This window comes from Enterobacter sp. JH25, assembly GCF_021725435.1.
Classification (GTDB): domain Bacteria; phylum Pseudomonadota; class Gammaproteobacteria; order Enterobacterales; family Enterobacteriaceae; genus Enterobacter; species Enterobacter intestinihominis.
Map to the genome: position 1 here is coordinate 1257212 of NZ_CP091319.1, position 21414 is coordinate 1278625.

General features: G+C 53.5%; 21 protein-coding genes and 7 tRNA genes. 2 read left to right on the forward strand and 26 right to left on the reverse strand.

What is annotated here, in order from left to right:
- Nucleotides 1-7 precede the first annotated feature (7 nt).
- The 6 genes from rlmH to leuS form a co-directional block, all read right to left on the reverse strand.
- Nucleotides 8-475 (reverse strand): 23S rRNA (pseudouridine(1915)-N(3))-methyltransferase RlmH, encoded by a 468-nt coding sequence (rlmH, locus tag L2Y28_RS05935; protein ID WP_003858701.1) that lies wholly within the window; start codon nt 473-475, stop codon nt 8-10.
- A gap of 3 nt (nt 476-478) precedes the next feature.
- Nucleotides 479-796 carry a ribosome silencing factor gene (gene rsfS / locus L2Y28_RS05940; protein ID WP_003858696.1) on the reverse strand — a complete coding sequence of 106 codons (318 nt, stop codon included), beginning with the start codon at nt 794-796 and terminating at the stop codon, nt 479-481.
- 268 nt (nt 797-1064) lie between these two features.
- Nucleotides 1065-1730, reverse strand: coding sequence for a nicotinate-nucleotide adenylyltransferase (nadD, locus tag L2Y28_RS05945; RefSeq protein ID WP_023299589.1), 666 nt, complete (start codon nt 1728-1730; stop codon nt 1065-1067).
- Nucleotides 1723-2754, reverse strand: coding sequence for a DNA polymerase III subunit delta (gene holA, locus L2Y28_RS05950; RefSeq protein WP_022647431.1), 1032 nt, complete (start codon nt 2752-2754; stop codon nt 1723-1725). The genes nadD and holA overlap by 8 nt, the downstream gene beginning before the upstream one ends.
- Nucleotides 2754-3323 (reverse strand): LPS assembly lipoprotein LptE, encoded by a 570-nt coding sequence (lptE, locus tag L2Y28_RS05955; RefSeq protein WP_022647432.1) that lies wholly within the window; start codon nt 3321-3323, stop codon nt 2754-2756. Before lptE ends, holA begins: the two co-directional genes overlap by 1 nt.
- Before the next feature lie 14 nt (nt 3324-3337).
- Nucleotides 3338-5920, reverse strand: a complete 2583-nt coding sequence (leuS, locus tag L2Y28_RS05960) for a leucine--tRNA ligase (RefSeq protein ID WP_015571136.1) — start codon at nt 5918-5920, stop codon at nt 3338-3340.
- 214 nt (nt 5921-6134) lie between these two features.
- On the opposite strand from leuS, the gene L2Y28_RS05965 reads away from it, so the two are divergent.
- Nucleotides 6135-6617: a zinc ribbon-containing protein gene (locus L2Y28_RS05965; protein ID WP_032621827.1), complete on the forward strand. Its 483-nt coding sequence runs from the start codon at nt 6135-6137 to the stop codon at nt 6615-6617.
- Nucleotides 6618-7189: 572 nt separating this feature from the next.
- On the opposite strand, the gene L2Y28_RS05970 is transcribed toward L2Y28_RS05965, so the two are convergent.
- The 13 genes from L2Y28_RS05970 to miaB form a co-directional block, all read right to left on the reverse strand.
- Nucleotides 7190-7669, reverse strand: coding sequence for a type VI secretion system tube protein TssD (locus tag L2Y28_RS05970; RefSeq protein WP_022647434.1), 480 nt, complete (start codon nt 7667-7669; stop codon nt 7190-7192).
- A gap of 234 nt (nt 7670-7903) precedes the next feature.
- Entirely contained in the window at nt 7904-8179 is a 276-nt protein-coding gene (locus L2Y28_RS05975) for a hypothetical protein (RefSeq protein WP_096171507.1), read from the reverse strand.
- A 288-nt stretch (nt 8180-8467) separates the two neighbouring features.
- Complete coding sequence (locus L2Y28_RS05980) at nt 8468-8605, reverse strand: hypothetical protein (protein ID WP_022647435.1); 138 nt, start codon at nt 8603-8605, stop codon at nt 8468-8470.
- Between the two features lie 300 nt (nt 8606-8905).
- On the reverse strand, nt 8906-9841 hold the full coding sequence (rihA, locus tag L2Y28_RS05985; protein WP_022647436.1) for a pyrimidine-specific ribonucleoside hydrolase RihA: 936 nt from the start codon (nt 9839-9841) through the stop codon (nt 8906-8908).
- Nucleotides 9842-9960: 119 nt separating this feature from the next.
- Complete coding sequence (locus L2Y28_RS05990; protein ID WP_006809622.1) at nt 9961-10686, reverse strand: amino acid ABC transporter ATP-binding protein; 726 nt, start codon at nt 10684-10686, stop codon at nt 9961-9963.
- Complete coding sequence (gene gltK / locus L2Y28_RS05995) at nt 10686-11360, reverse strand: glutamate/aspartate ABC transporter permease GltK (protein WP_022647437.1); 675 nt, start codon at nt 11358-11360, stop codon at nt 10686-10688. The genes L2Y28_RS05990 and gltK overlap by 1 nt, the downstream gene beginning before the upstream one ends.
- The gene (gene gltJ, locus L2Y28_RS06000; RefSeq protein ID WP_015571133.1) at nt 11360-12100 is read right to left on the reverse strand and encodes a glutamate/aspartate ABC transporter permease GltJ; all 741 of its coding nucleotides are present in this window, start codon (nt 12098-12100) and stop codon (nt 11360-11362) included. Before gltJ ends, gltK begins: the two co-directional genes overlap by 1 nt.
- A 155-nt stretch (nt 12101-12255) precedes the next feature.
- Nucleotides 12256-13161, reverse strand: coding sequence for an amino acid ABC transporter substrate-binding protein (locus L2Y28_RS06005; protein WP_022647438.1), 906 nt, complete (start codon nt 13159-13161; stop codon nt 12256-12258).
- A gap of 383 nt (nt 13162-13544) precedes the next feature.
- Nucleotides 13545-15083 (reverse strand): apolipoprotein N-acyltransferase, encoded by a 1539-nt coding sequence (lnt, locus tag L2Y28_RS06010; RefSeq protein ID WP_022647439.1) that lies wholly within the window; start codon nt 15081-15083, stop codon nt 13545-13547.
- Nucleotides 15084-15088: 5 nt separating this feature from the next.
- On the reverse strand, nt 15089-15967 hold the full coding sequence (gene corC / locus L2Y28_RS06015; protein ID WP_003858679.1) for a CNNM family magnesium/cobalt transport protein CorC: 879 nt from the start codon (nt 15965-15967) through the stop codon (nt 15089-15091).
- A gap of 84 nt (nt 15968-16051) precedes the next feature.
- Nucleotides 16052-16519 carry an rRNA maturation RNase YbeY gene (gene ybeY / locus L2Y28_RS06020; RefSeq protein ID WP_003858677.1) on the reverse strand — a complete coding sequence of 156 codons (468 nt, stop codon included), beginning with the start codon at nt 16517-16519 and terminating at the stop codon, nt 16052-16054.
- On the reverse strand, nt 16516-17562 hold the full coding sequence (locus tag L2Y28_RS06025; RefSeq protein WP_022647440.1) for a PhoH family protein: 1047 nt from the start codon (nt 17560-17562) through the stop codon (nt 16516-16518). Before L2Y28_RS06025 ends, ybeY begins: the two co-directional genes overlap by 4 nt.
- Nucleotides 17563-17725: 163 nt before the next feature.
- The gene (miaB, locus tag L2Y28_RS06030; RefSeq protein ID WP_003858672.1) at nt 17726-19150 is read right to left on the reverse strand and encodes a tRNA (N6-isopentenyl adenosine(37)-C2)-methylthiotransferase MiaB; all 1425 of its coding nucleotides are present in this window, start codon (nt 19148-19150) and stop codon (nt 17726-17728) included.
- Nucleotides 19151-19285: 135 nt separating this feature from the next.
- Between miaB and ubiF the strand changes: the two genes are divergently transcribed.
- The gene (gene ubiF / locus L2Y28_RS06035) at nt 19286-20461 is read left to right on the forward strand and encodes a 3-demethoxyubiquinol 3-hydroxylase (RefSeq protein ID WP_022647441.1); all 1176 of its coding nucleotides are present in this window, start codon (nt 19286-19288) and stop codon (nt 20459-20461) included.
- A 108-nt stretch (nt 20462-20569) separates the two neighbouring features.
- Here ubiF and L2Y28_RS06040 read toward each other — a convergent pair.
- The 7 genes from L2Y28_RS06040 to L2Y28_RS06070 all read right to left on the reverse strand — a co-directional run bounded on the left by L2Y28_RS06040 (nt 20570) and on the right by L2Y28_RS06070 (nt 21263).
- Nucleotides 20570-20644, reverse strand: a tRNA-Gln gene (locus L2Y28_RS06040).
- Between the two features lie 34 nt (nt 20645-20678).
- Nucleotides 20679-20753 (reverse strand) — tRNA-Gln (locus L2Y28_RS06045).
- A gap of 41 nt (nt 20754-20794) precedes the next feature.
- A tRNA-Met gene (locus L2Y28_RS06050) sits at nt 20795-20871 on the reverse strand.
- Nucleotides 20872-20888: 17 nt separating this feature from the next.
- Nucleotides 20889-20963: transfer RNA gene (locus tag L2Y28_RS06055), tRNA-Gln, on the reverse strand.
- A 32-nt stretch (nt 20964-20995) separates the two neighbouring features.
- Nucleotides 20996-21070 (reverse strand) — tRNA-Gln (locus L2Y28_RS06060).
- Between the two features lie 23 nt (nt 21071-21093).
- Nucleotides 21094-21178: transfer RNA gene (locus tag L2Y28_RS06065), tRNA-Leu, on the reverse strand.
- 8 nt (nt 21179-21186) lie between these two features.
- Nucleotides 21187-21263: transfer RNA gene (locus tag L2Y28_RS06070), tRNA-Met, on the reverse strand.
- Nucleotides 21264-21414: the final 151 nt, after the last annotated feature.

Genomic DNA, 21414 nt, shown 5'->3' on the forward strand with positions numbered 1-21414 from the left:
TCAGTCATTACTCGCGGTGATAAGGGTGGTTGGTAGTGATGCTCCATGCGCGATACAAACTTTCTGCCACGAGAACCCGCACAAGCGGGTGGGGCAACGTCAGCGCCGAGAGTGACCAACTTTGTTCTGCTGCCGCTTTGCAGGCGGGAGATAACCCCTCTGGTCCGCCAATCAACAGACTGACATCACGACCATCCTGCTTCCAGCGCTCCAGTTCGTGCGCCAGCTGCGGCGTATCCCAGGGTTTTCCCGGGATATCGAGGGTCACGATGCGGTTTTTGCCTGCGGCAGCCAGCATCAGCTCTCCCTCTTTATCGAGAATACGTTTGATATCTGCGTTCTTGCCGCGCTTTCCTGCTGGGATCTCCACCAGTTCGAACGGCATATCTTTTGGGAAACGACGCAGATACTCAGTAAAACCGGTTTGTACCCAGTCCGGCATTTTGGTGCCGACGGCGACCAGTTGCAACTTCACGCATTAACCCCAGAGTTTTTCCAGCTCATACAGGCGACGGCTCTCTTCCTGCATGACGTGGACAATCACATCGCCGAGATCGACAACCACCCAGTCAGCGGTCGCTTCACCTTCAACGCCCAGCGGAAGCAGCCCTGCCGCGCGCGATTCCTGAACAACATGGTCAGCAATCGAAACAACGTGACGAGTTGAGGTCCCGGTGCAGATGATCATGCAGTCGGTGATGCTGGATTTACCCTTAACGTCGATAGCGATGATGTCCTGACCTTTCAGGTCATCAATTTTGTCGATAACAAAATCCTGGAGTGCTTTACCCTGCAAGTTTTCCCCCTGGGTGAATGAGATTGTACAACTATGAATTCGTGGCCAGTCAGTATACCTGAACTGACGCCAGTCGCGGGACAAATGTCACCGCCCGGCTTTTGAAGGCGGGTATCATCCCACCCTCCGCCTGAGATTGCATCGCCATTTTTGTAAAACAATTTCTGTAAAGCAGCGATCGGCGGGAAAGTCTGGCAGCGGAGGATATCAGTATGGCTTAGCCTGTCAAGGCAGGATAAACATTAACAGACAATTTCGCCGGTGATGATCAGGCATCTGTACTTTTCTGATACAAACCGTGTGCGTGGATATAGGCCAGCACGGGCGAGGGCAGGAGATCGTCACAGTCTAAACCCTGCTGGAGACGCTCGCGGATGAGGGTCGCGGAAATATCAAACCACGGCGTTTCAGCGAGGTAAATTTTCCCGGCGGGTAGACTGTGCAGGTCTTCTATATTGTCCGTCAGATGCGCGTCAAGCCACTGCTGATGCTGCGCGTCGCGCATGGTCAACGGGTAGCCCGGACGGCGGCAGACCAGCAGATGACTGTTTTCCAGAATGGTTTCGTACTGGTACCAGCTGGGAAAGTTGAGCAAGGAATCCTGGCCGATGATAAACGCCAGCGGTTGCATGGGCCCCTGCTCAGCGCGCCACTCCCGCAGCGTTTGCGATGTCCAGGAAGGGGTATCCCTGCGCAATTCGCGCTCATCCAGCGTGAAGAGAGGCTTATCTGCGATAGCCAGCGCGAGCATCGCTTTGCGCTGCTCGCTGGTTGCTTCTGGCTGAGGACGATGCGGAGGAACATTGTTGGGCATGATGATTACCCGCTGCAACCCAATCAAATTCGCGAGGATTTCTACCGGCTTAAGATGCCCATAGTGTACCGGGTCGAAGGTCCCGCCATACATTGCCTGTAAAGAATGCATATCACCCATCGATAAATACGTCTGCCAGCGCCTTATGGCAGAGCAGCAAAGAGAGACTCTCCAGCTCCGCCCAGACAGACTGGCCGTAGTCCTGTTTTAACGTCAGTTCGGCGCGCATCAGAAGTTGCACTGCCTGACGCAACTGCTCCTGGCTCAGGCGGTTTATCGCCTCCGTGGTCATCGCCCGACGGTTCTGCCAGACGCGATGTTTATCGAATAAGGCGCGCAGGGGCGTATGTGCCGACTGACGTTTAAGGTTGTTCAGCAGCAGTAATTCGCGCTGGAGCGTGCGGAGCAGAATGACCGGCTCACTCCCTTCCAGGCGCAGCTGTTGCAGTATGTGCAGGGCTCGCTTACTTTTCGCCGACAGCAGCGCATCAACCCAGTGGAAGGGAGTAAAGTGCGCGGCATCATTCACCGCCTGTTCCACGCGCGGTAGCGTCAGCTTGCCATCGGGCCACAGCAGGGCGAGCCTGTCCAGCGCCTGCGCCAGTGCCAGAAGGTTGCCTTCATAGCAATAGCAAAGGAGCTGGCTGGCGGCATCATCCAGTTGCAGATTGTGCAGCTTTGCGCGCGCGGCAACCCATTTTGGCAGATGCGCCTGTTCTGGCGTCTGGCAGGTGACCAGTACCGCATTGGTGGCAAGCTGGGTAAACCAGGCCGCGTTTTCCTGCGCTTTCGTGAACTTGTTACCGCGTACGATAAGCAGCAGATCGCCGTGTAATAAACTCACCAGCATGGTCAGCTGTTCATTGATGGCCGCGTTAGGACCATTCTCTGGCAGCACGATCTGGATTGTCTGACGAGAGGCAAACAGGCTCATGGCCTGACAAAGCGAGAAGATAGCGTTCCAGTCGGTACTGTTATCGATCTGGAACGTATGATGCTCATCGAAACCCTGCGCGGCTGCCGCATGGCGAACCGCATCAAGGCTTTCCTGAAGTAACAGGGGGTCATTGCCGAGTAGCAGATAGGCCGCGCGCAGCCCTTCGTTGAGCTGCGCGCGGAGTTGTTCAGGATACAACCTGATCATCAGTTACCCAGCGACGTTGGCATATCCGGCGTGCTGGCATCCGGTGTTTCGATAACGTCAGCGCCTTTTTTCGTCGACGCGGCAATGGCAGGCAGTCTGCGGATCAGTTGCTCCGCGGCCTTATCATACATTTCCTTGATGATAATCTGCTGTTCGGCGTCTTTTGCCAGGGCCGTCTGCGGGTTATCGAAGAACGAGCGGTAGACTTTGGTATTGATAGGGTAAATATCTTTACCTGGCATTAAAACGGCCGCATCAACGGTAAGCACCATTTGATATTCCGCGGTTCGTCCATCCTGGAAGATCGATGCCGTGTCTTGTGACAGCGTTGATTTCAGGACGCGGAGCGAAGGAACATCCTGACGCAGGGTTCCCTTCTCGATCAGCTCAACATCGTTCAAACGCAGCTGGTTACGAATGGCCCGGCTCAGCGGTCCATTCGGATCGGATGAGTCGAAGATCATTGTTTTCATCTGAGCAGGCACTGCCGTGGTATTGCGCAGGTGCCAGCCGCAGCCAGCGGTGACCAGCACCGCCAGAGATAAGAGTATTGTTGCCAGGTGTCGCACGTTTCCTCCCGCGCTTAGCCAACGACCAGATTCAGCAGTTTACCGGGTACGTAGATCACTTTACGTACGGTAACGCCCTCAAGGTATTTCGCGACCAGATGCTCCTGGCCTGCGCGCTCGCGAACCTGTTCTTCGGTTGCGTCGACCGCGACGGTAATTTTACCGCGCACTTTACCGTTAACCTGCACCACAACCAGCGTGGTGTTTTCCACCATAGCGGATTCATCCGCCACTGGCCACGGCGCGTTATCGATATCGCCTTCGCCTTTCAGCTCCTGCCACAGGGTGAAGCTAACGTGCGGCGTGAACGGGTTCAGCATGCGAACGACCGCCAGCAGCGCTTCGCGCATTAACGCGCGATCCTGCTCGCCGTCCTGCGGGGCTTTTGCCAGCTTGTTCATCAGTTCCATAATAGCCGCAATTGCGGTATTGAAGGTCTGACGACGACCAATATCATCGGTGACTTTCGCAATGGTTTTATGAACATCACGACGCAGCGCCTGCTGATCTTCGCTCAGTGCAGCCACGTTCAGCGCTGGCGCATCACCTTGTGAGGTGTGCTCGTAAACCAGTTTCCAGACGCGTTTCAGGAAGCGGTTTGCCCCTTCAACGCCGGATTCCTGCCATTCCAGCGTCATATCTGCCGGGGAGGCGAACATCATGAACAGACGCACGGTGTCAGCGCCGTAACGCTCAACCATCACCTGCGGGTCGATACCGTTATTTTTAGACTTGGACATCTTGCTCATGCCGGTATAAACCAGTTCATGACCTTCGGCGTCTTTCGCCTTCACGATACGGCCTTTCTCGTCGCGCTCCACAATCGCATCAACCGGAGAAACCCAGTTACGTTCACCGTTCGCGCCAACGTAGTAGAACGCATCTGCCAGCACCATACCCTGACACAGCAGCTGTTTTGCCGGTTCGTCGGAGTTGACCAGGCCTGCGTCACGCATCAGTTTGTGGAAGAAGCGGAAGTAGAGCAGGTGCATGATGGCGTGTTCAATGCCACCGATATAGATGTCTACCGGCAGCCAGTAGTTTGCAGCATCGGAATCCAGCATGCCTTCTTTGTACTGCGGGCAGGTGTAGCGCGCATAGTACCAGGAGGATTCCATAAAGGTGTCAAAGGTGTCGGTTTCACGCAGCGCTGGCTGACCGTTGACGGTGGTTTTTGCCCACTCAGGATCGGCTTTGATCGGGCTGGTGATGCCGTCCATGACCACGTCTTCCGGCAGGATCACCGGCAGCTGATCTTCCGGCGTTGGCATCACGGTGCCGTCTTCCAGGGTCACCATTGGGATTGGCGCACCCCAGTAACGCTGACGGGAAACGCCCCAGTCGCGCAGACGGTAGTTCACTTTACGCTCGCCCACGCCCAGGGAGGCCAGTTTGTCGGCGATGGCGTTGAAGCCCTCTTCGAAGCTCAGGCCGCTGAACTCACCGGAGTTAAACAGGGTGCCTTTTTCAGTCAGCGCTTGCTCAGAGAGATCGGGTTCAGAGCCGTCAGCAGCAAGAATAACAGGCTTGATGGTCAGGCCGTATTTGGTGGCAAATTCGTAGTCGCGCTGATCGTGACCCGGCACGGCCATCACGGCGCCTGTGCCGTATTCCATCAGTACGAAGTTGGCGGCCCAGACTGGGATCGCTTCGCCCGTCAGCGGGTGGATCGCTTTGAAGCCGGTATCAACGCCTTTTTTCTCCATCGTCGCCATGTCGGCTTCGGCCACTTTCGTGTTGCGGCATTCGTCGATAAAGGTCGCCAGCTCCGGATTGTTTTCCGCCGCTTTTTGCGCCAGCGGGTGACCTGCGGCCACGGCCAGGTAGGTCGCGCCCATGAAGGTGTCCGGACGGGTGGTGTAGACGGTCAGCGTCTGGTCGTAGTTTTCTACGTTAAAGGTAATTTCCACACCTTCGGAACGGCCGATCCAGTTGCGCTGCATGGTCTTAACGGTGTCAGGCCAGTGATCCAGATTATCCAGATCGTTCAGCAGTTCGTCAGCGTAGGCGGTGATTTTGATAAACCACTGCGGGATCTCTTTACGCTCAACTTTGGTGTCGCAGCGCCAGCAGCAGCCATCGATAACCTGCTCGTTCGCGAGAACGGTCTGGTCGTTCGGGCACCAGTTAACGGCGGACGTTTTCTTGTAGACCAGGCCTTTTTTATACAGCTCGGTGAAGAACTTCTGCTCCCAGCGGTAGTATTCCGGGGTACAGGTTGCCAGCTCGCGGCTCCAGTCATAGCCAAAGCCCAGCATTTTCAGCTGGTTTTTCATGTACGCGATGTTGTCGTACGTCCACGGAGCCGGTGCCGTGTTGTTTTTCACCGCCGCGCCTTCAGCAGGCAGGCCGAACGCATCCCAGCCGATAGGCTGAAGTACGTTTTTGCCCAGCATACGCTGGTAGCGTGCAATCACGTCACCGATGGTGTAGTTACGCACGTGGCCCATGTGTAGTCGACCAGAAGGATAGGGAAGCATCGACAGGCAGTAATACTTCTCTTTGCTCTCGTCTTCGGTTACTTCAAAGGTGCGCTTCTCGTCCCAGTGTTGCTGGACTTTTGATTCTATCTCTTCCGGGCGGTATTGCTCTTGCATGGCAGCCAGTGGTCCTGTGTTCAATACAGCTACAAATGTAGCCAATGGATGTGGTAATTCAGATCCGCATAGCATAGCCCAAACGCCCGCGTCAAAACAGCCTTTCACGCAAATGCACTTTGCAGGAATTTACCGGGTCTGTGCTTCACCTGACAAAGCGGCGACGAAATAAGGTCTATTATTAGAGACAGTTACTTACCCGGGAGGCAAAATGATGAACAAGGTTGCTCAATTTTACCGTGAACTGGTAGCGACTCTGACGGAAAGGCTGCGTAACGGCGAGCGTGATATCGACGCGTTGGTCGAACAGGCACGCGCACGCGTGACGCAAACGGGTGAGTTATCGCGAACCGAAGTGGAAGAGGTGACGCGCGCCGTGCGCCGCGACCTGGAAGAGTTTGCGCGAAGCTATGAAGAGAGCCAGGACGAAATCGCCGACAGTGTTTTTATGCGGGTAATTAAAGAGAGCCTGTGGCAGGAGCTGGCGGATATTACCGATAAAACCCAACTGGAGTGGCGCGAGGTATTCCAGGATTTAAACCACCACGGTGTCTATCACAGCGGCGAAGTGGTGGGGCTGGGGAACCTGGTGTGTGAGAAGTGCCACCACCATATCGCCGTTTATACGCCGGAGGTGCTGTCGCTGTGTCCGAAATGCGGGCACGACCAGTTCCAGCGTCGGCCGTTTGAGCCGTAGGTAAAAGCAAAACGGCAACGTCGTTGCCGTTTTTAGTGTCTGCTCCCTCTCCCTGTGGGCTGAGGGATCCCCAGTAATTTTTTTATGCAGAAGCAATAAAGTTGCTTTCTAAATGACTGAGGGCTGTCAGCGATGCCCTGGTCCGGCTGTAAATCGCTGAGGCGTTTGCCTTCCGGCCGGGGCGAGGCGCAGGGATGCGCCGAGAGGGCGGCTTTACAGGGACGTTGCCTCCGCCCGTACCCGATAAGCCGGAAGGAATAAGCCGAGGTCACCGCGAAGCGGCGATTTACCGCCGGGAGCCCGGGTCGCCAGGGTGGTGGCGACTGAGCCACCCTGGCACGTTCACCGGTCATGTCGTTACAGAGTAGCAAGGAACATAAAGTGAACGGAATGACCACCACCGCCGTATGTTCCCCTCACCCTAACCCTCTCCCCGGAGGGGCGAGGGGATTGCTCAGTGCTCGCATTAATTTGTGGGGAACCCTCAGCCCTGTGGGAGAGGGCCGGGGTGAGGGTATCAGGCCGCACAAGGTAAAAGCAAAACAGAAAGCAACTCCAGCAGTCCTTTTCTTTTATGCTATGACTCTTTCATTCCACAAATCTTTGAACATTATATTTCCATCAGTATATTTCCATTCTATAGATTCATATCGAATTTCAACTTCTTCCATATGTTTACTTGCAATACCTATTGGGAATAGAACAGGAGAAATTTGTGTTATCTTTACGTTTTCCAGTATTATATTAAAATATTCCATCTCGATTCCAGCGTCATTAATCTTATACATTTTTATTACAGCTTCTTTCAATATTCTTCCCTGACATACAGCCCTGAATAAGTATGGTGTTAGACGGTCTATTTCTTTTTCAAATCTGATCGGCACATGAAGGCGAGTTCCCGTGAGTTTGCCGGTGTTATGATCTGTCGGGATCCATACGGAATGGTTGAACGATTTAAGTTCAGTTGAACCCAATCGTGTTGGCATTAAACATTCACCAATCAAAGGTGAGCCGTTGTCATCGGTGAACCAAATATGCGCCGGTATAGACATTTGATTATTTTCCTTTATAAAACAATATTGGCAAAAGTATAAGTGTCACTATTAAAGCGATAATTCCGAATGCTATTTTATTATTGTCGATGAGAGCCGAAACAGAAATGGAAATTATGGCGATAAGGGAAACCATTCCAAAACCTATAATATTATTAATGCAATCATCTTTTATGCTATTAAAAAAACGGCGTATACAACTCCTCAAAAAGCTATTTATTAAAGTAAGCATTGTCACATCATTCTTTTTAGTGCTCTGACAATTTCTTCATCAGATGCCGTGTTAATATTTAAATAACCTGACTTCATGATTATGGGCTCTATTAAAAAATACATCATTTCTAAACCTTCCATGTATAATGCATTATAAAATAAAGGACAGAAATTTTTCAGATTATCTGCACTCTCAGCAGCACGTTGTACAATTCCATAAATATTTAATCCCCCTACAATCCACCCGACTCTGCTTCCTATTTTTTTTATTAATGCATTTTGTACAGCTAAATTCATCTTGTTCCCGTAGCATATATACGACGCTACAGCGTAAATTAAACCATTTTTTGAAATGTATTTAATAGAATAATTTGTTGTAAATGGTGTTAGTTTCTGAAGAATTGTTTTCTTCTCGGTCTCGTTTTTATTTTTTAGGATGGTTTCAATATATATTTTCAACATCCTGAATATAATATCTCTATGCTTGATAAGTTCATACAGAGCGCAAATAAACCTTATATCTTCAGACCCAAGTTTTTTACATACATCCTGATAGTTGTCTGTAAGACAGGATGTATAATAAAGTTACCGTGTTGTGGCGTCACCAAGACCGTTTACATAATCTACAACACCCTGTTTAACCCCCATTAATGCTTTATCTAAACGAACAGCTAGCTCTTTATCAGTTCCAATGCGCTTAATGATCTCTTCGCTGTAATACATAACTGCTCCTTTGCTATGATCATTCGATCATCGAGCATGTCATTATTAAACAAAGCGATGCTTATCTCATTTTTGAAAAAAATCGCAAAAAATGTCTCCTATTCATTATTGAGTTGAATTGGTCGTAAGTAATAATTGTTATTATGAATGAAAGCTTGAGGGGTTAGCTAAAATCATAAAGGATTTTTTTCTTACTTTATGAACATTGATTTCAGGAGGTTCTTTGCAGGAGAGAGATATGTCGTGGGCATCAGGCGACAGAACTGCCTGGAATGCCCAATTGTTTTTTTGCTTGCCGGCCTAAATATAATAAGCCAGCCTCTCCGCCAGCAAATCCACAAACGCTTTCCGATCGATATTCACCATCACTGTGGTATTCGGCTTGTTTCCCGTCAGCGAGTAATAGTCCACCACCGTCATTCCCTGGGTATATTTCCCCTGTGTTTCCACACCAACCCAACGCTCGACCGTGGTAAACATTTCCGGCTTCAGTAGCCAGGCGATGGTGCATGGGTCATGCAGCGGGGCGCCGTGGAATCCCCACTTCTCGGCTTTGTGATACACCATAAAGAAATCGAGCAGCTCTGCCACGGTTGTTGCAACCGGGTTACCCACAGTACGAAATCGTTCGATGTCCTGCGCCATAATTTGTGCGCGGTGGGTAACGTCCAGCCCCGCCATCACAATCGGCAGGCCCGACTGAAAGACGATTTCTGCGGCTTCCGGGTCAACAAAGATGTTGAACTCCGCGGCTGGCGTCCAGTTCCCCAGCCCCATTGCCCCGCCCATGATGACGATACGGGCGATATTGCTGTGCAGTTCAGGATGGCTGTTCAGCAGCAGCGCTACGTTGGTCTGCGGGCCGGTCGCCACCAGCGTCACGGGCTCTGCGCTTTCACGCAGAACTTTCGCCATGAGCTCGACGGCAGTACAGTTTTGTGGTGCGAAACCCGGCTCCGGCAGCGCCGGGCCATCTAGCCCACTTTCACCGTGAACGTTATCCGCAATGATCAGCTCGCGCATTAGCGGCTTAATGGCGCCACCTGCGACCGGAATATCGGTGCGTTTTAGCAGCGTTAACATGCGCAACACGTTTCGCAGGGTTTTATCCGGCGTCTGGTTCCCTGCAGAGGAGGTGACAGCTTTTACGTCCAGTTCAGGGGAGGCAAGAGCAAGGACGAGTGCGATCGCGTCATCATGACCCGGATCGCAGTCGAGAATAATAGGCTGTGCCATGGCGTTCTCCATTCTTAGCATTATTTGTGACAAGGTTAACGCTGCGATGTGACGCCGAATAGAAAAAGAGATCTAAAGCGTGAAGCAGTGCGCAATCCACAGATTGCGCACTAAAAAGATTAATGCAGGATTTTGGCGAGGAAGTCTTTTGCACGTTCAGATTTAGGATTTGCGAAGAACTCTTCTTTAGGTGAGTCTTCAACAATTTTCCCTTCATCCATGAAGATCACACGGTTGGCCACTTTACGGGCGAAGCCCATTTCGTGCGTCACCACCATCATGGTCATCCCTTCGTGCGCCAGTTCCACCATAACGTCCAGCACTTCGTTGATCATCTCAGGATCGAGCGCGGACGTCGGCTCATCAAACAGCATCGCCACCGGATCCATGCACAGCGCACGCGCGATTGCCACGCGCTGCTGTTGGCCACCTGAAAGCTGCGCAGGGAACTTATCCGCATGCGCAGACAGCCCGACGCGTTCCAGCAACTTCAGTCCCTTTTCACGCGCCGCTTTTTTGTCGCGCTTCAGCACTTTCACCTGCGCCAGCGTCAGGTTCTCAATGATGGAGAGGTGAGGGAACAGCTCAAAATGCTGGAACACCATCCCAACGTGGGAGCGAAGCTGGGCAAGGTTGGTTTTGCGGTCATTCACTTTGGTGCCGTTAACGACAATCTCGCCCTGCTGGACAGGTTCCAGCCCATTAACGGTTTTGATAAGCGTCGACTTACCGGAGCCGGACGGGCCGCATACCACCACCACATCGCCTTTTTTCACTTCTGTTGAGCAGTCGGTCAGCACCTGAAAGTGCCCATACCATTTAGAAACATTTTTCAGGGAAATCATTATACGGTCCTTTTCTTCAGCCAGCTGACCAACAGCGATGCGCTTAAACTAATCACAAAATAGACCCCGCCTGCGAAGAGGATCATCTCAACCTGCGTTCCGTCACGTTCGCCAATGGTGGAGGCGGTACGGAAGAAGTCTGCCAGGCTCAGCACGTAGACCAGGGAGGTATCCTGGAACAGGACGATGCCCTGCGTCAGCAGCAGCGGAACCATGGCGCGAAACGCCTGCGGCAGAATAATGAGCTTCATGGACTGCCAGTGCGTCATACCGAGCGCCAGCGCAGCGCTGGACTGCCCGCGCGAGATACTCTGAATACCTGCGCGGATGATCTCGGAGTAGTAGGCGGCTTCAAACATGGAGAATGCCACCATGGCAGAGATCAGGCGGATATCGGTTTTCGGCGACAGTCCCAGCACGTTCTGTAAAAAGCCGGGAACAATCAGGTAAAACCACAACAGCACCATGACCAGTGGAATGGAGCGGAACACGTTAACGTAAGCCGTAGCAAACCAGGCGAGCGGCTTAAAGCTCGACAGGCGCATCACTGCCAGCAGGGTGCCCCAGACAATACCAACGATAATGGCGATTACGGTGATCTTTAAGGTGATCGCCAGGCCATCCAGCAGATAAGGCATGGAGGGAACAATGGAACTCCAGTCAAATTCGTACATTATTTGCCCCCCAGATTGCCCGGCAGGCGTACTTTGCGTTCAACCAGGTTCATCACCAGCATGATGAAAGCGTTAATCAGAACATAGGCGAGCGTGATTGCCGTGAAGGATTCCCATGCGTGAGCGGAGTAATCCAGCAGTTTGCCCGCCTGCGCCGCCATATCTACCAGACCAATGGTTGAGGCGATGGCCGAGTTTTTTACCAGGTTCATCATCTCGGAGGTCATCGGCGGAACGATGACGCGGTAAGCGTTAGGCAGCAGTACGTAACGGTAGGCTTGTGGCAGGGTCAGGCCCATCGCCAGTGCCGCATTCTTTTGTCCGCGTGGCAGTGACTGTATGGCGGCACGCACCTGCTCGCAGACGCGCGCAGCGGTGAACAGTCCCAGACACAGCATGGAGGAGACAAAGAATTGTACGTTAGGATCCAGCTCGGCCTTGAACCACATGCCGAGATCTTCCGGCAGCAGTTCCGGGATCACCAGATACCAGGTAAAGAACTGCACGATCAGCGGAACGTTACGGAACAGTTCCACATAGAGCGTGCCAATCGAAGAGAGAAAACGGTTAGGGACGGTACGCAGAATACCGAACAGCGAACCGACAAGAAACGCGATAATCCACGCCGTTATCGATAACGCAACGGTAACCTGAAAGCCGCTCCACAGCCAGCCGAGATAGGTGGTGTTGCCGAACGGGGCTTGTTGCAGAAAGATGCCCCAGTTCCAGTCAATTGACATAGTAAACTCCAGAAAAAAGAGGGTAGCAGCGCTACCCTCGAAGATTGGTGAGAAGCTCAATTTTTGCGCTGAGTGGGGAACGACCACTCAACGTATAGTCTGTCCATGCTTCCCGACAATCGAGAGGGCAGGAGATCCCGCCCCTGTCGTTCTAGTTAGTTAAGAGCTTTGTCGTTTGGTGATTTGAACAGCGCTTTCATGTCGTCAGACAGTTCAAAGTTCATGTTCAGGTTTTTTGGTGGAATTGGGTTCTTGAACCATTTGTCGAACCATTTTGCCGCTTCGCCAGAGGTTTGCGCTTGAGCGATGGTGTCATCGATCAGCTTTTTGAAGCCTTCATCGCCTTTACGCAGCATACAGCCGTAAGCTTCTTTCGACTGCGCAGTCCCGACGATTTCCCAGTTGTCTGGTTTCTTCGCCTTGGCGCGCTCGCCTGCCAGCAGAGCGTCATCCATCATAAACGCAACGGCACGACCGCTTTCCAGGGTACGGAAGGAGTCGCCGTGATCTTTCGCGCTGATGATGCGCATGTCCATTTTCTTCTCGTCGTTCAGCTTGTGCAGCAGCACTTCGGACGTGGTACCGGAGGTCACGACAACCGCTTTGCCTTTCAGGTCAGCAAAATCTTTGATATCGCCGCCTTTCTTCGTCAGCAGGCGGGTGCCTACAACGAAGATAGTGTCCGAGAAAGCGGCCTGTTTCTGACGCTCAAGGTTGTTGGTGGTTGAGCCACATTCAAAATCAAATGTGCCGTTTTGCAGCAGAGGAATACGGTTCTGTGAAGTGATGGGGATCAGCTTCACTTGCAGGTCAGGTTTGTTCAGCTTTTTCTTCACGGCTTCAACGATGGCGTTGGAGTAATCCTGTGAATAGCCCACGACTTTTTGCGTGTTGTCGTAGTAAGAGAACGGGACAGAAGATTCACGGTGGCCGACCACGATCACGCCGTTTTTGGCAATCTTGTCGAGAGTGCTTCCTGCTGCCGGAGCGTCTTCAGCGTGAACGATGCCCGCAGACATTCCCATAACCAGCATTGCTGTGGCCAGTTTACGTAATTGCATACCCAACTCCTTTCTTATCAGCGCCAGTGACGCTTTGATACCCATTGTAATGTTGTTATATCTCGCGCAATGCGAGTGCAGTGTTATGCAAGCTTGTTAACATTTAGTCTGGCTTAATGTAAAGATTTTGCTGCGTTATTGTTTATTTTTGCGAAGCGCGCCGCACCATTCAGAGGCAATAATCTCTCGTTGCACCGTTTCGGTGCTACCGGAGATCCATGCTGGTGCGACAAGGTTGCACGTTAAGCCAGACAGCGTTTGCGTAATTAAACAAAGCAACAGGCGTGCCAGAATTGAAGTTTAGGAGGAAATTGTCGGGTGGCGGCTGCGCCGGAGAGTAGGCCGGGTAAGGCGTAGCCGCCACCCGGCAACAGAAGGCCAGGTTATCTACGACGCTGACGCAGGCTCATCACTACGGCGGCAAAACCGAACAGCGTGGTCAGGATCCACAGCGGCCAGTTCCCGGTGCGCGCATAAGGCGTCAGGCCCGTAGCTGGCGTCACTTTCGTGGTCAGCACCTCACGGGTGAACTGCGGGATCATGGCCTGGATTTCACCCTGCGGGCCAATCACGGCGGTGATGCCGTTATTGGTGCTGCGCAACAGCGGACGTGCCAGCTCCAGAGAACGCATTCGTGCCATCTGGAAGTGCTGCCACGGGCCGATCGATTTACCGAACCACGCATCGTTTGAGATGGTCAGCAGATAGTCGGTGTCCGGGCGGAAGTTATCGCGCACCTGCTCGCCGAGGATAATCTCGTAGCAAATAGCGGCCGTCAGGGCAAAACCGTGCGCATGCAGCTGCGGCTGAACGTAAGGGCCCCGGCTGAATGAGGACATCGGCAGGTCAAAGAACGGTGCCAGTGGGCGCAGAATAGACTCCAGCGGAACAAATTCGCCAAACGGTACAAGGTGATTTTTGTTGTAACGATTGGTGGAGGTATAGCTGTATTCGCTGTCCTTACCGAGCGTAATGATCGTGTTGTACGTGTCATAGCGGTTCTGCTGATTGAGACGCGCATCCACAATTCCGGTAATCAGCGTACTGCCGCGCGCGCGCAGCAGATCGTCCATCATCTTCAGGAAGGGCTGCTGATTGATCTCCAGATCCGGGATCGCAGACTCAGGCCAGATGATGAGCTGCGATTTACCCATCACCTTTTCGGTGGCGTTGGCATAGATTTTCAGCGTGTTCAGCAGCTGATTCTCATCCCATTTCAATGACTGCGGGATATCGCCCTGTATCAACGATACCTGCGTGGCGCGCGCGGGCTCCAGCGTGAACCACTGGATATAACGCAGTGGGAAAGGCAGGGCAAACAGGATTAACGCGGCAACCAGCGGCTTCCAGTTACGTGTCACCAGAGCCAGCACCAGCAGGCCGCTGACCGCCATGAGCAGGAAGTTAATCGCCTCCACGCCCATGACGGGAGCCAGACCTTTCAGCGGGCCGTCCACCTGGCTATAGCCGAACTGCAACCACGGGAAGCCGGTCAGTACCCAGCCGCGCAGAAATTCGGTGATTTGCCAGACAACGGGAGCCGCTATCGCGACGCGCAGCCAGGTCGTTTTAGGCCACAGACGAGATAGAATACCGGCGAACAGGCCAGTGTAGAGCGAAAGATAGGCGGCGAGCAGCACAACCAGGAAGACGTTAACCGGCCCCGGCATTCCGCCAAATTGCGCGATACTGACGTAGACCCAGTTGATACCAGAGCCAAACAGCCCCAGCCCCCAGAAGTAGCCTATGGCCGCGGCCTGTACCGGACGACGGTTCAGGGTAAGACCCTGTAGCCCCATCAGGGAGAGAATAGCGGCTGGCCAAATATCGTAAGGAGAAAAAGCCAGCGTACCGCTGGCTCCGAGTAACAGCGCCAGCAGCAAACGGACGCGCTGGCGTTCAAAGAGTGGGGCAAATGCCATTTACATTAATCTTCCAGTTTTGGCACCGGTGAGTCGTCCGGCATTCTGACATGAACCTGAATAATACGTCGGCTGTCAGCCATTGCGACCTTGAACTGGTAACCATCGATGTCAACGGTTTCACCGCGGGCCGGAAGATGGCCGAAGGCCTGCATCACCAGACCACCAATGGTGTCCACTTCTTCATCGCTGAAGCTGGTGCCAAAGGTGTCATTGAAGTCTTCAATGGAGGCCAGCGCGCGCACGGTCCAAGTGTGGCGGCTCAGCTGACGGAAGTCGATATCCTCTTCTTCGTCATACTCATCTTCGATTTCGCCCACGATCAGCTCAAGGATGTCTTCGATTGTGACCAGACCGGAAACGCCACCAAATTCATCAATAACAATCGCCATGTGATAGCGCTGGGAGCGAAACTCCTTCAGCATCCGATCCACACGCTTACTTTCCGGCACAACCACGGCCGGGCGTAACACTTTTTCCATACTGAAGGCTTCGGCATCGCTGCGCATAAACGGCAGCAGATCTTTCGCCATCAAAATCCCTTCGATGTGATCTTTGTCTTCGCTGATGACCGGGAAACGTGAGTGAGCCGATTCGATAATCACATCGAGGCACTCGTCCAGCGTCTGGTTGCGTTTCAGGGTAATCATCTGCGAGCGGGGGATCATGATGTCGCGGACGCGCTGGTCGGCGATGTCCATCACCCCTTCGAGCATTTCGCGCGTATCTTCGTCGATAAGGTCGTTCTGCCCGGAATCACGAATCAGCTCCAGCAGTTCGTCACGGTTTTTCGGTTCGCCGTGGAAAAGCTGGTTCAGGATGAGGGAGAAAAATCCCTTTTTAGTGGTTGTCGTGTCGCTACTGTGTGAATTGTCGTCGCTCATGGCGTTTGTTAAGGGTTCTCTTGTTAGTTCAACGTTAACCGCCGCGCTATGTCCCTGCGCGGCGGCATGGTAGTCAGTGACTGACTATTCTTTCTCGGCAATGTACGGATCCTCATAGCCCAGAGCAAGCATTATCTCTGTCTCGAGGGATTCCATCTCTTCCGCTTCGTCATCTTCAATATGGTCGTAACCCAGAAGATGCAGGCTACCGTGCACCACCATGTGTGCCCAGTGCGCTTCCAGCGGCTTTTGCTGCTCTTTGGCTTCCTGCTCAACCACCTGACGGCAGATGATCAGATCGCCCAGCAGCGGCATCTCAATGCCCGGAGGGGCTTCGAACGGGAAAGAGAGCACATTGGTCGGCTTATCTTTCCCGCGATAGGTCAGGTTGAGCTCATGGCTTTCTGCTTCATCCACCAGGCGAATCGTGACCTCTGATTCTTCCTGAAACTGGGGGATAACGGCATCCAGCCATTTCTGAAACTGTGCCTCTTCTGGCATGCCTGAATTATCTTCACAGGCCAGCTGTAAATCGAGGATCACCTGACTCATTTCTGTTCATGCTCCTGCGCTTCGCGCTTACGTTCTGCGGCCAGCTCGGCCCTGCGCTTCTGATCTGCCTCTTCCCAGGCCTCATAAGCGTTAACGATACGCGCGACCACCGGGTGGCGTACCACGTCTTCGCTGTGGAAGAAGTTGAAGCTGATTTCGTCTACCTCGGCCAGGACTTCGATGGCGTGACGCAGACCCGATTTGGTGTTACGCGGCAGGTCAATCTGGGTGACGTCACCGGTAATAACCGCTTTCGAGTTAAAGCCAATACGCGTCAGGAACATCTTCATCTGTTCAATGGTGGTGTTCTGGCTCTCATCCAGAATGATGAACGCGTCGTTAAGTGTACGCCCACGCATGTAGGCCAGCGGGGCCACTTCAATCACGTTACGTTCAATGAGCTTTTCAACTTTCTCGAAGCCGAGCATTTCGAACAGCGCGTCGTACAGCGGGCGCAGGTAGGGGTCCACTTTCTGACTTAAATCGCCCGGCAGGAAGCCGAGTTTCTCACCGGCTTCTACAGCAGGGCGGGTCAGCAGGATACGGCGGATCTCCTGACGCTCAAGCGCATCGACAGCAGCAGCAACGGCCAGATAGGTTTTACCCGTACCCGCCGGACCCACGCCAAAGGTGATGTCATGGTCGAGAATATTGGCGATGTACTGTGCCTGGTTCGGGGTACGAGGCTTAATCACGCCGCGTTTGGTTTTGATGTTGATGGCTTTGCCATAGTCCGGCACGCTTTCCGCGCTCTGCTCAAGCACGCGCGCCTCTTTGATGGCCAGGTGGATCTGTTCAGGTTCAATATCCTGGATCTCACCGCGCATCGGGGCGGTATCAACATACAGGCTGCGGAGAATATCTGCCGCGGCGTTGACGCAGATTGGGCGTCCGGTGAGTTTGAAATGGTTATCGCGACGATTGATTTCGATACCCAGACGTCGCTCCAGTTGTTTGATGTTGTCATCAAACGGCCCGCACAGGCTCAGCAGGCGAGCGTTGTCTGCGGGCTCAAGGCTAATTTCACGCGTATCTATGTTCAAACTGTTCCTCTTTATTTGGTTAACTGACCTGTGGCCACACGGCGTAATAAAACGGTCATTACCGAAATTATTCACGCCATAGAATAAAGGCGCAAGCGTTGCGGTAGATATTGGGGGTGATGAGAGGAAATACAAGGCCTGCCGGACAGGCAGGCCAGAGGGATCAGGGCTGGTAAATACCTACGCCAGAATCGTTGACTTTACGGGTGCGAGAGATAACGGATTCCGGAGTCTGTGCAATACGCAGACCCATTTCGTCCTCAGTGCGTACCACCTTCCCGCGCAGCGAGTTCGTGAGCACTTCGACAATCTCGACGTCCACAAACTTACCAATCATGTCCGGGGTGCCTTCAAAATTCACCACGCGGTTATTTTCGGTTCGACCAGACAGTTCCATGATGCTCTTACGGGAAGTGCCTTCCACCAGAATACGCTGGACAGTGCCGAGCATACGACGGCTCCAGGCGTTGGCCTGCTGGTTGATACGCTCCTGCAAAATATACAGACGCTGCTTTTTCTCTTCTTCCGGCACATCGTCAACCATATCGGCCGCTGGGGTGCCCGGGCGTGCTGAGAAGATGAAGCTGTAGCTGACGTCGAAATTCACCTCGCCGATGAGCTTCATGGTGCGCTCGAAGTCATCAGCGGTTTCGCCAGGGAAGCCGACGATAAAGTCGGAGCTAATCTGGATATCCGGGCGCGCTTCACGCAGCTTGCGGATGGTGGACTTATACTCCAGCACCGTATGTGGACGACCCATCAGGTTCAGCACGCGGTCAGAGCCGCACTGGATCGGCAGGTGCAGGAAGCTCACCAGCTCTGGCGTATCGCGATAGACGTCAATAATGTCGTCGGTAAATTCCATCGGATGGCTGGTGGTAAAGCGAATGCGGTCAATGCCGTCAATCGCCGCCACCAGACGCAGCAGTTCAGCAAAGCTGCCAGTGGTGCCGTCGTAGTTTTCCCCGCGCCAGGCGTTCACGTTCTGGCCCAGCAGGTTCACTTCGCGAACGCCCTGCGCGGCAAGCTGCGCGATTTCAAACAGGATATCGTCTGCCGGGCGGCTCACTTCTTCACCGCGGGTGTAAGGTACCACGCAGTAAGTACAGTATTTGTTGCAGCCTTCCATGATGGAGACGAAGGCGGTCGGGCCATCAGCGCGCGGCTCTGGCAGACGGTCAAATTTCTCGATCTCCGGGAAACTCACGTCAACCACTGGGCTACGGCTGCCGCGAACCTGATTAATCATCTCTGGCAGGCGGTGCAGGGTCTGAGGGCCAAAAACGATATCCACATAGGGGGCTCTCTGGCGGATCAGCTTACCTTCCTGCGATGCGACGCAGCCACCCACGCCAATGATCAGGTCCGGATTTTTCCGTTTGAGAAGCTTCCAGCGGCCTAACACATGAAAGACTTTTTCCTGTGCTTTTTCACGAATTGAACAGGTGTTCAGCAGCAGCACATCGGCTTCTTTCGCATTTTCAGTCAGCTGGTATCCGTGGGTGGTATCCAGCAGATCGGCCATCTTCGATGAATCGTATTCGTTCATCTGACAGCCCCAGGTTTTTATATGGAGTTTTTTAGTCATCGACTTGCTCAGCTCAGGATTGCAAGCCGCGTATTGTAATGCTTTGGTGCGGTTGTGACCAGTATGAAGGTTGTCAACCTCAGGGCCGCAAAAATCCGGTAAACTTAAGGTATTCTCCAATAAGGAATAGTGACCATGACACTCCTGAACACCGAAGTTGCCGTTGTTGGCGGCGGTATGGTCGGCGGCGCACTGGCGCTGGGGCTGGCGCAGCAGGGATTTGACGTAACCGTTATTGAACAGGCGGCTCCGCCGGTATTCGATCCTGCCAGCCAACCGGACGTGCGTATTTCCGCCATCAGCGCGTCCTCTGTTGATCTGCTTCGCGGGCTGGGCGTCTGGGAGGCGGTGCTGGCGATGCGCGCGCACCCCTACAGCCGTCTTGAAACCTGGGAGTGGGAAAATGCTCACGTCTCGTTTGACGCCGCCGAGCTGAAACTGCCGCGTCTGGGCTATATGGTGGAAAACAACGTGCTCCAGCAGGCGCTCTGGCAGGCGCTGGAGGCGCACCCGAAGGTGACGCTGCGCGTTCCGGACTCGCTGAAAGCCCTGCATCGTCATGAAGGTGGATATCTCCTGACGCTGGATAACGACGATGAGCTGGCCGTAAAGCTGGTGGTGGGGGCGGATGGCGCGAACTCGCAGGTCAGGCAGATGGCAGGCATTGGGATCCATGCCTGGCAGTATCAGCAGTCCTGCATGCTGATCACCGTGCAGTCAGAAAACGCGCCGGGCGAAAGCACCTGGCAGCATTTTACGCCGAACGGCCCGCATGCATTCTTACCGTTGTTTGATAACTGGGCTTCGCTGGTGTGGTACGACAAGCCGGCGCGCATTCGACAGTTGCAGGGGCTGTCCATGGATCAGTTGCAGCGCGAAATCCGCCAGCACTTCCCGCGCCGTCTGGGTAACGTGACCCCGGTTGCCGCTGGCGCATTCCCGCTGATGCGACGCCATGCGTTGCAGTATGCCCGTGAAGGGCTGGCCCTGGTGGGAGACGCGGCGCACACCATTCATCCGCTGGCGGGGCAGGGGGTTAACCTGGGATACCGTGACGTCGATGCGTTACTGGATGTGCTGGGTAACGCTCGCGCCCACGCGGAAGCCTGGGCCAGCCATGAGGTACTGAAGCGCTACCAGACGCGCCGTATGGCGGATAACTTCATTATGCAGTCGGGGATGGATCTGTTCTATGCCGGGTTCAGCAATGACGTGGGTCCGGTGCGGATATTGCGCAATATCGGACTGATGGCGGCGGAGCGCGCCGGTGGTCTGAAGCGTCAGGCACTGAAATACGCCCTCGGACTCTAATCTTTATTCCCTCTCCCCGTGGGAGAGGGTTAGGGTGAGGGCATCAGGCCGCACTATTCTGAGCAACAAAAACAAAAAAGCCCGCAGAGCGGGCTTGTTTGTTTTAAGTGGCTGGGGTGCAGGGATTCGAACCCCGGAATGCTGGTATCAGAAACCAGAGCCTTACCGCTTGGCGACACCCCAATTGCGTTAAACAAACTGCTTAACGACTTTAAAGTGGCTGGGGTACGAGGATTCGAACCTCGGAATGCCGGAATCAGAATCCGGTGCCTTACCGCTTGGCGATACCCCAACAATGTTCAGTTTACCGAATCGTATTCGATAACATAAATATGGTGGCTACGACGGGATTCGAACCTGTGACCCCATCATTATGAGTGATGTGCTCTAACCAACTGAGCTACGTAGCCAGTACTGCAATCTTCGATGGCTGGGGTACCTGGATTCGAACCAGGGAATGCCGGTATCAAAAACCGGTGCCTTACCGCTTGGCGATACCCCAATACCGCGGAGAACCGCATGATCGAAGAAATATGGCTGGGGTACCTGGATTCGAACCAGGGAATGCCGGTATCAAAAACCGGTGCCTTACCGCTTGGCGATACCCCATCCGTGCAACGCTTACCTGGGAATGGTGCGGGAGGCGAGACTTGAACTCGCACACCTTGCGGCGCCAGAACCTAAATCTGGTGCGTCTACCAATTTCGCCACTCCCGCAAAAAAGATGGTGGCTACGACGGGATTCGAACCTGTGACCCCATCATTATGAGTGATGTGCTCTAACCAACTGAGCTACGTAGCCATCTTTTTTTCGCGTTACCTTATCGGCGTTGCGGGGCGCATTATGCGTATAGACCCTTGCAGCGTCAACACCTTTTTCAATGAAAATAGCCGGAATGTGACTGTTTGGTTAGGTTGCGAACAGCGAGGCCGAATATTCGACAATTATTGGT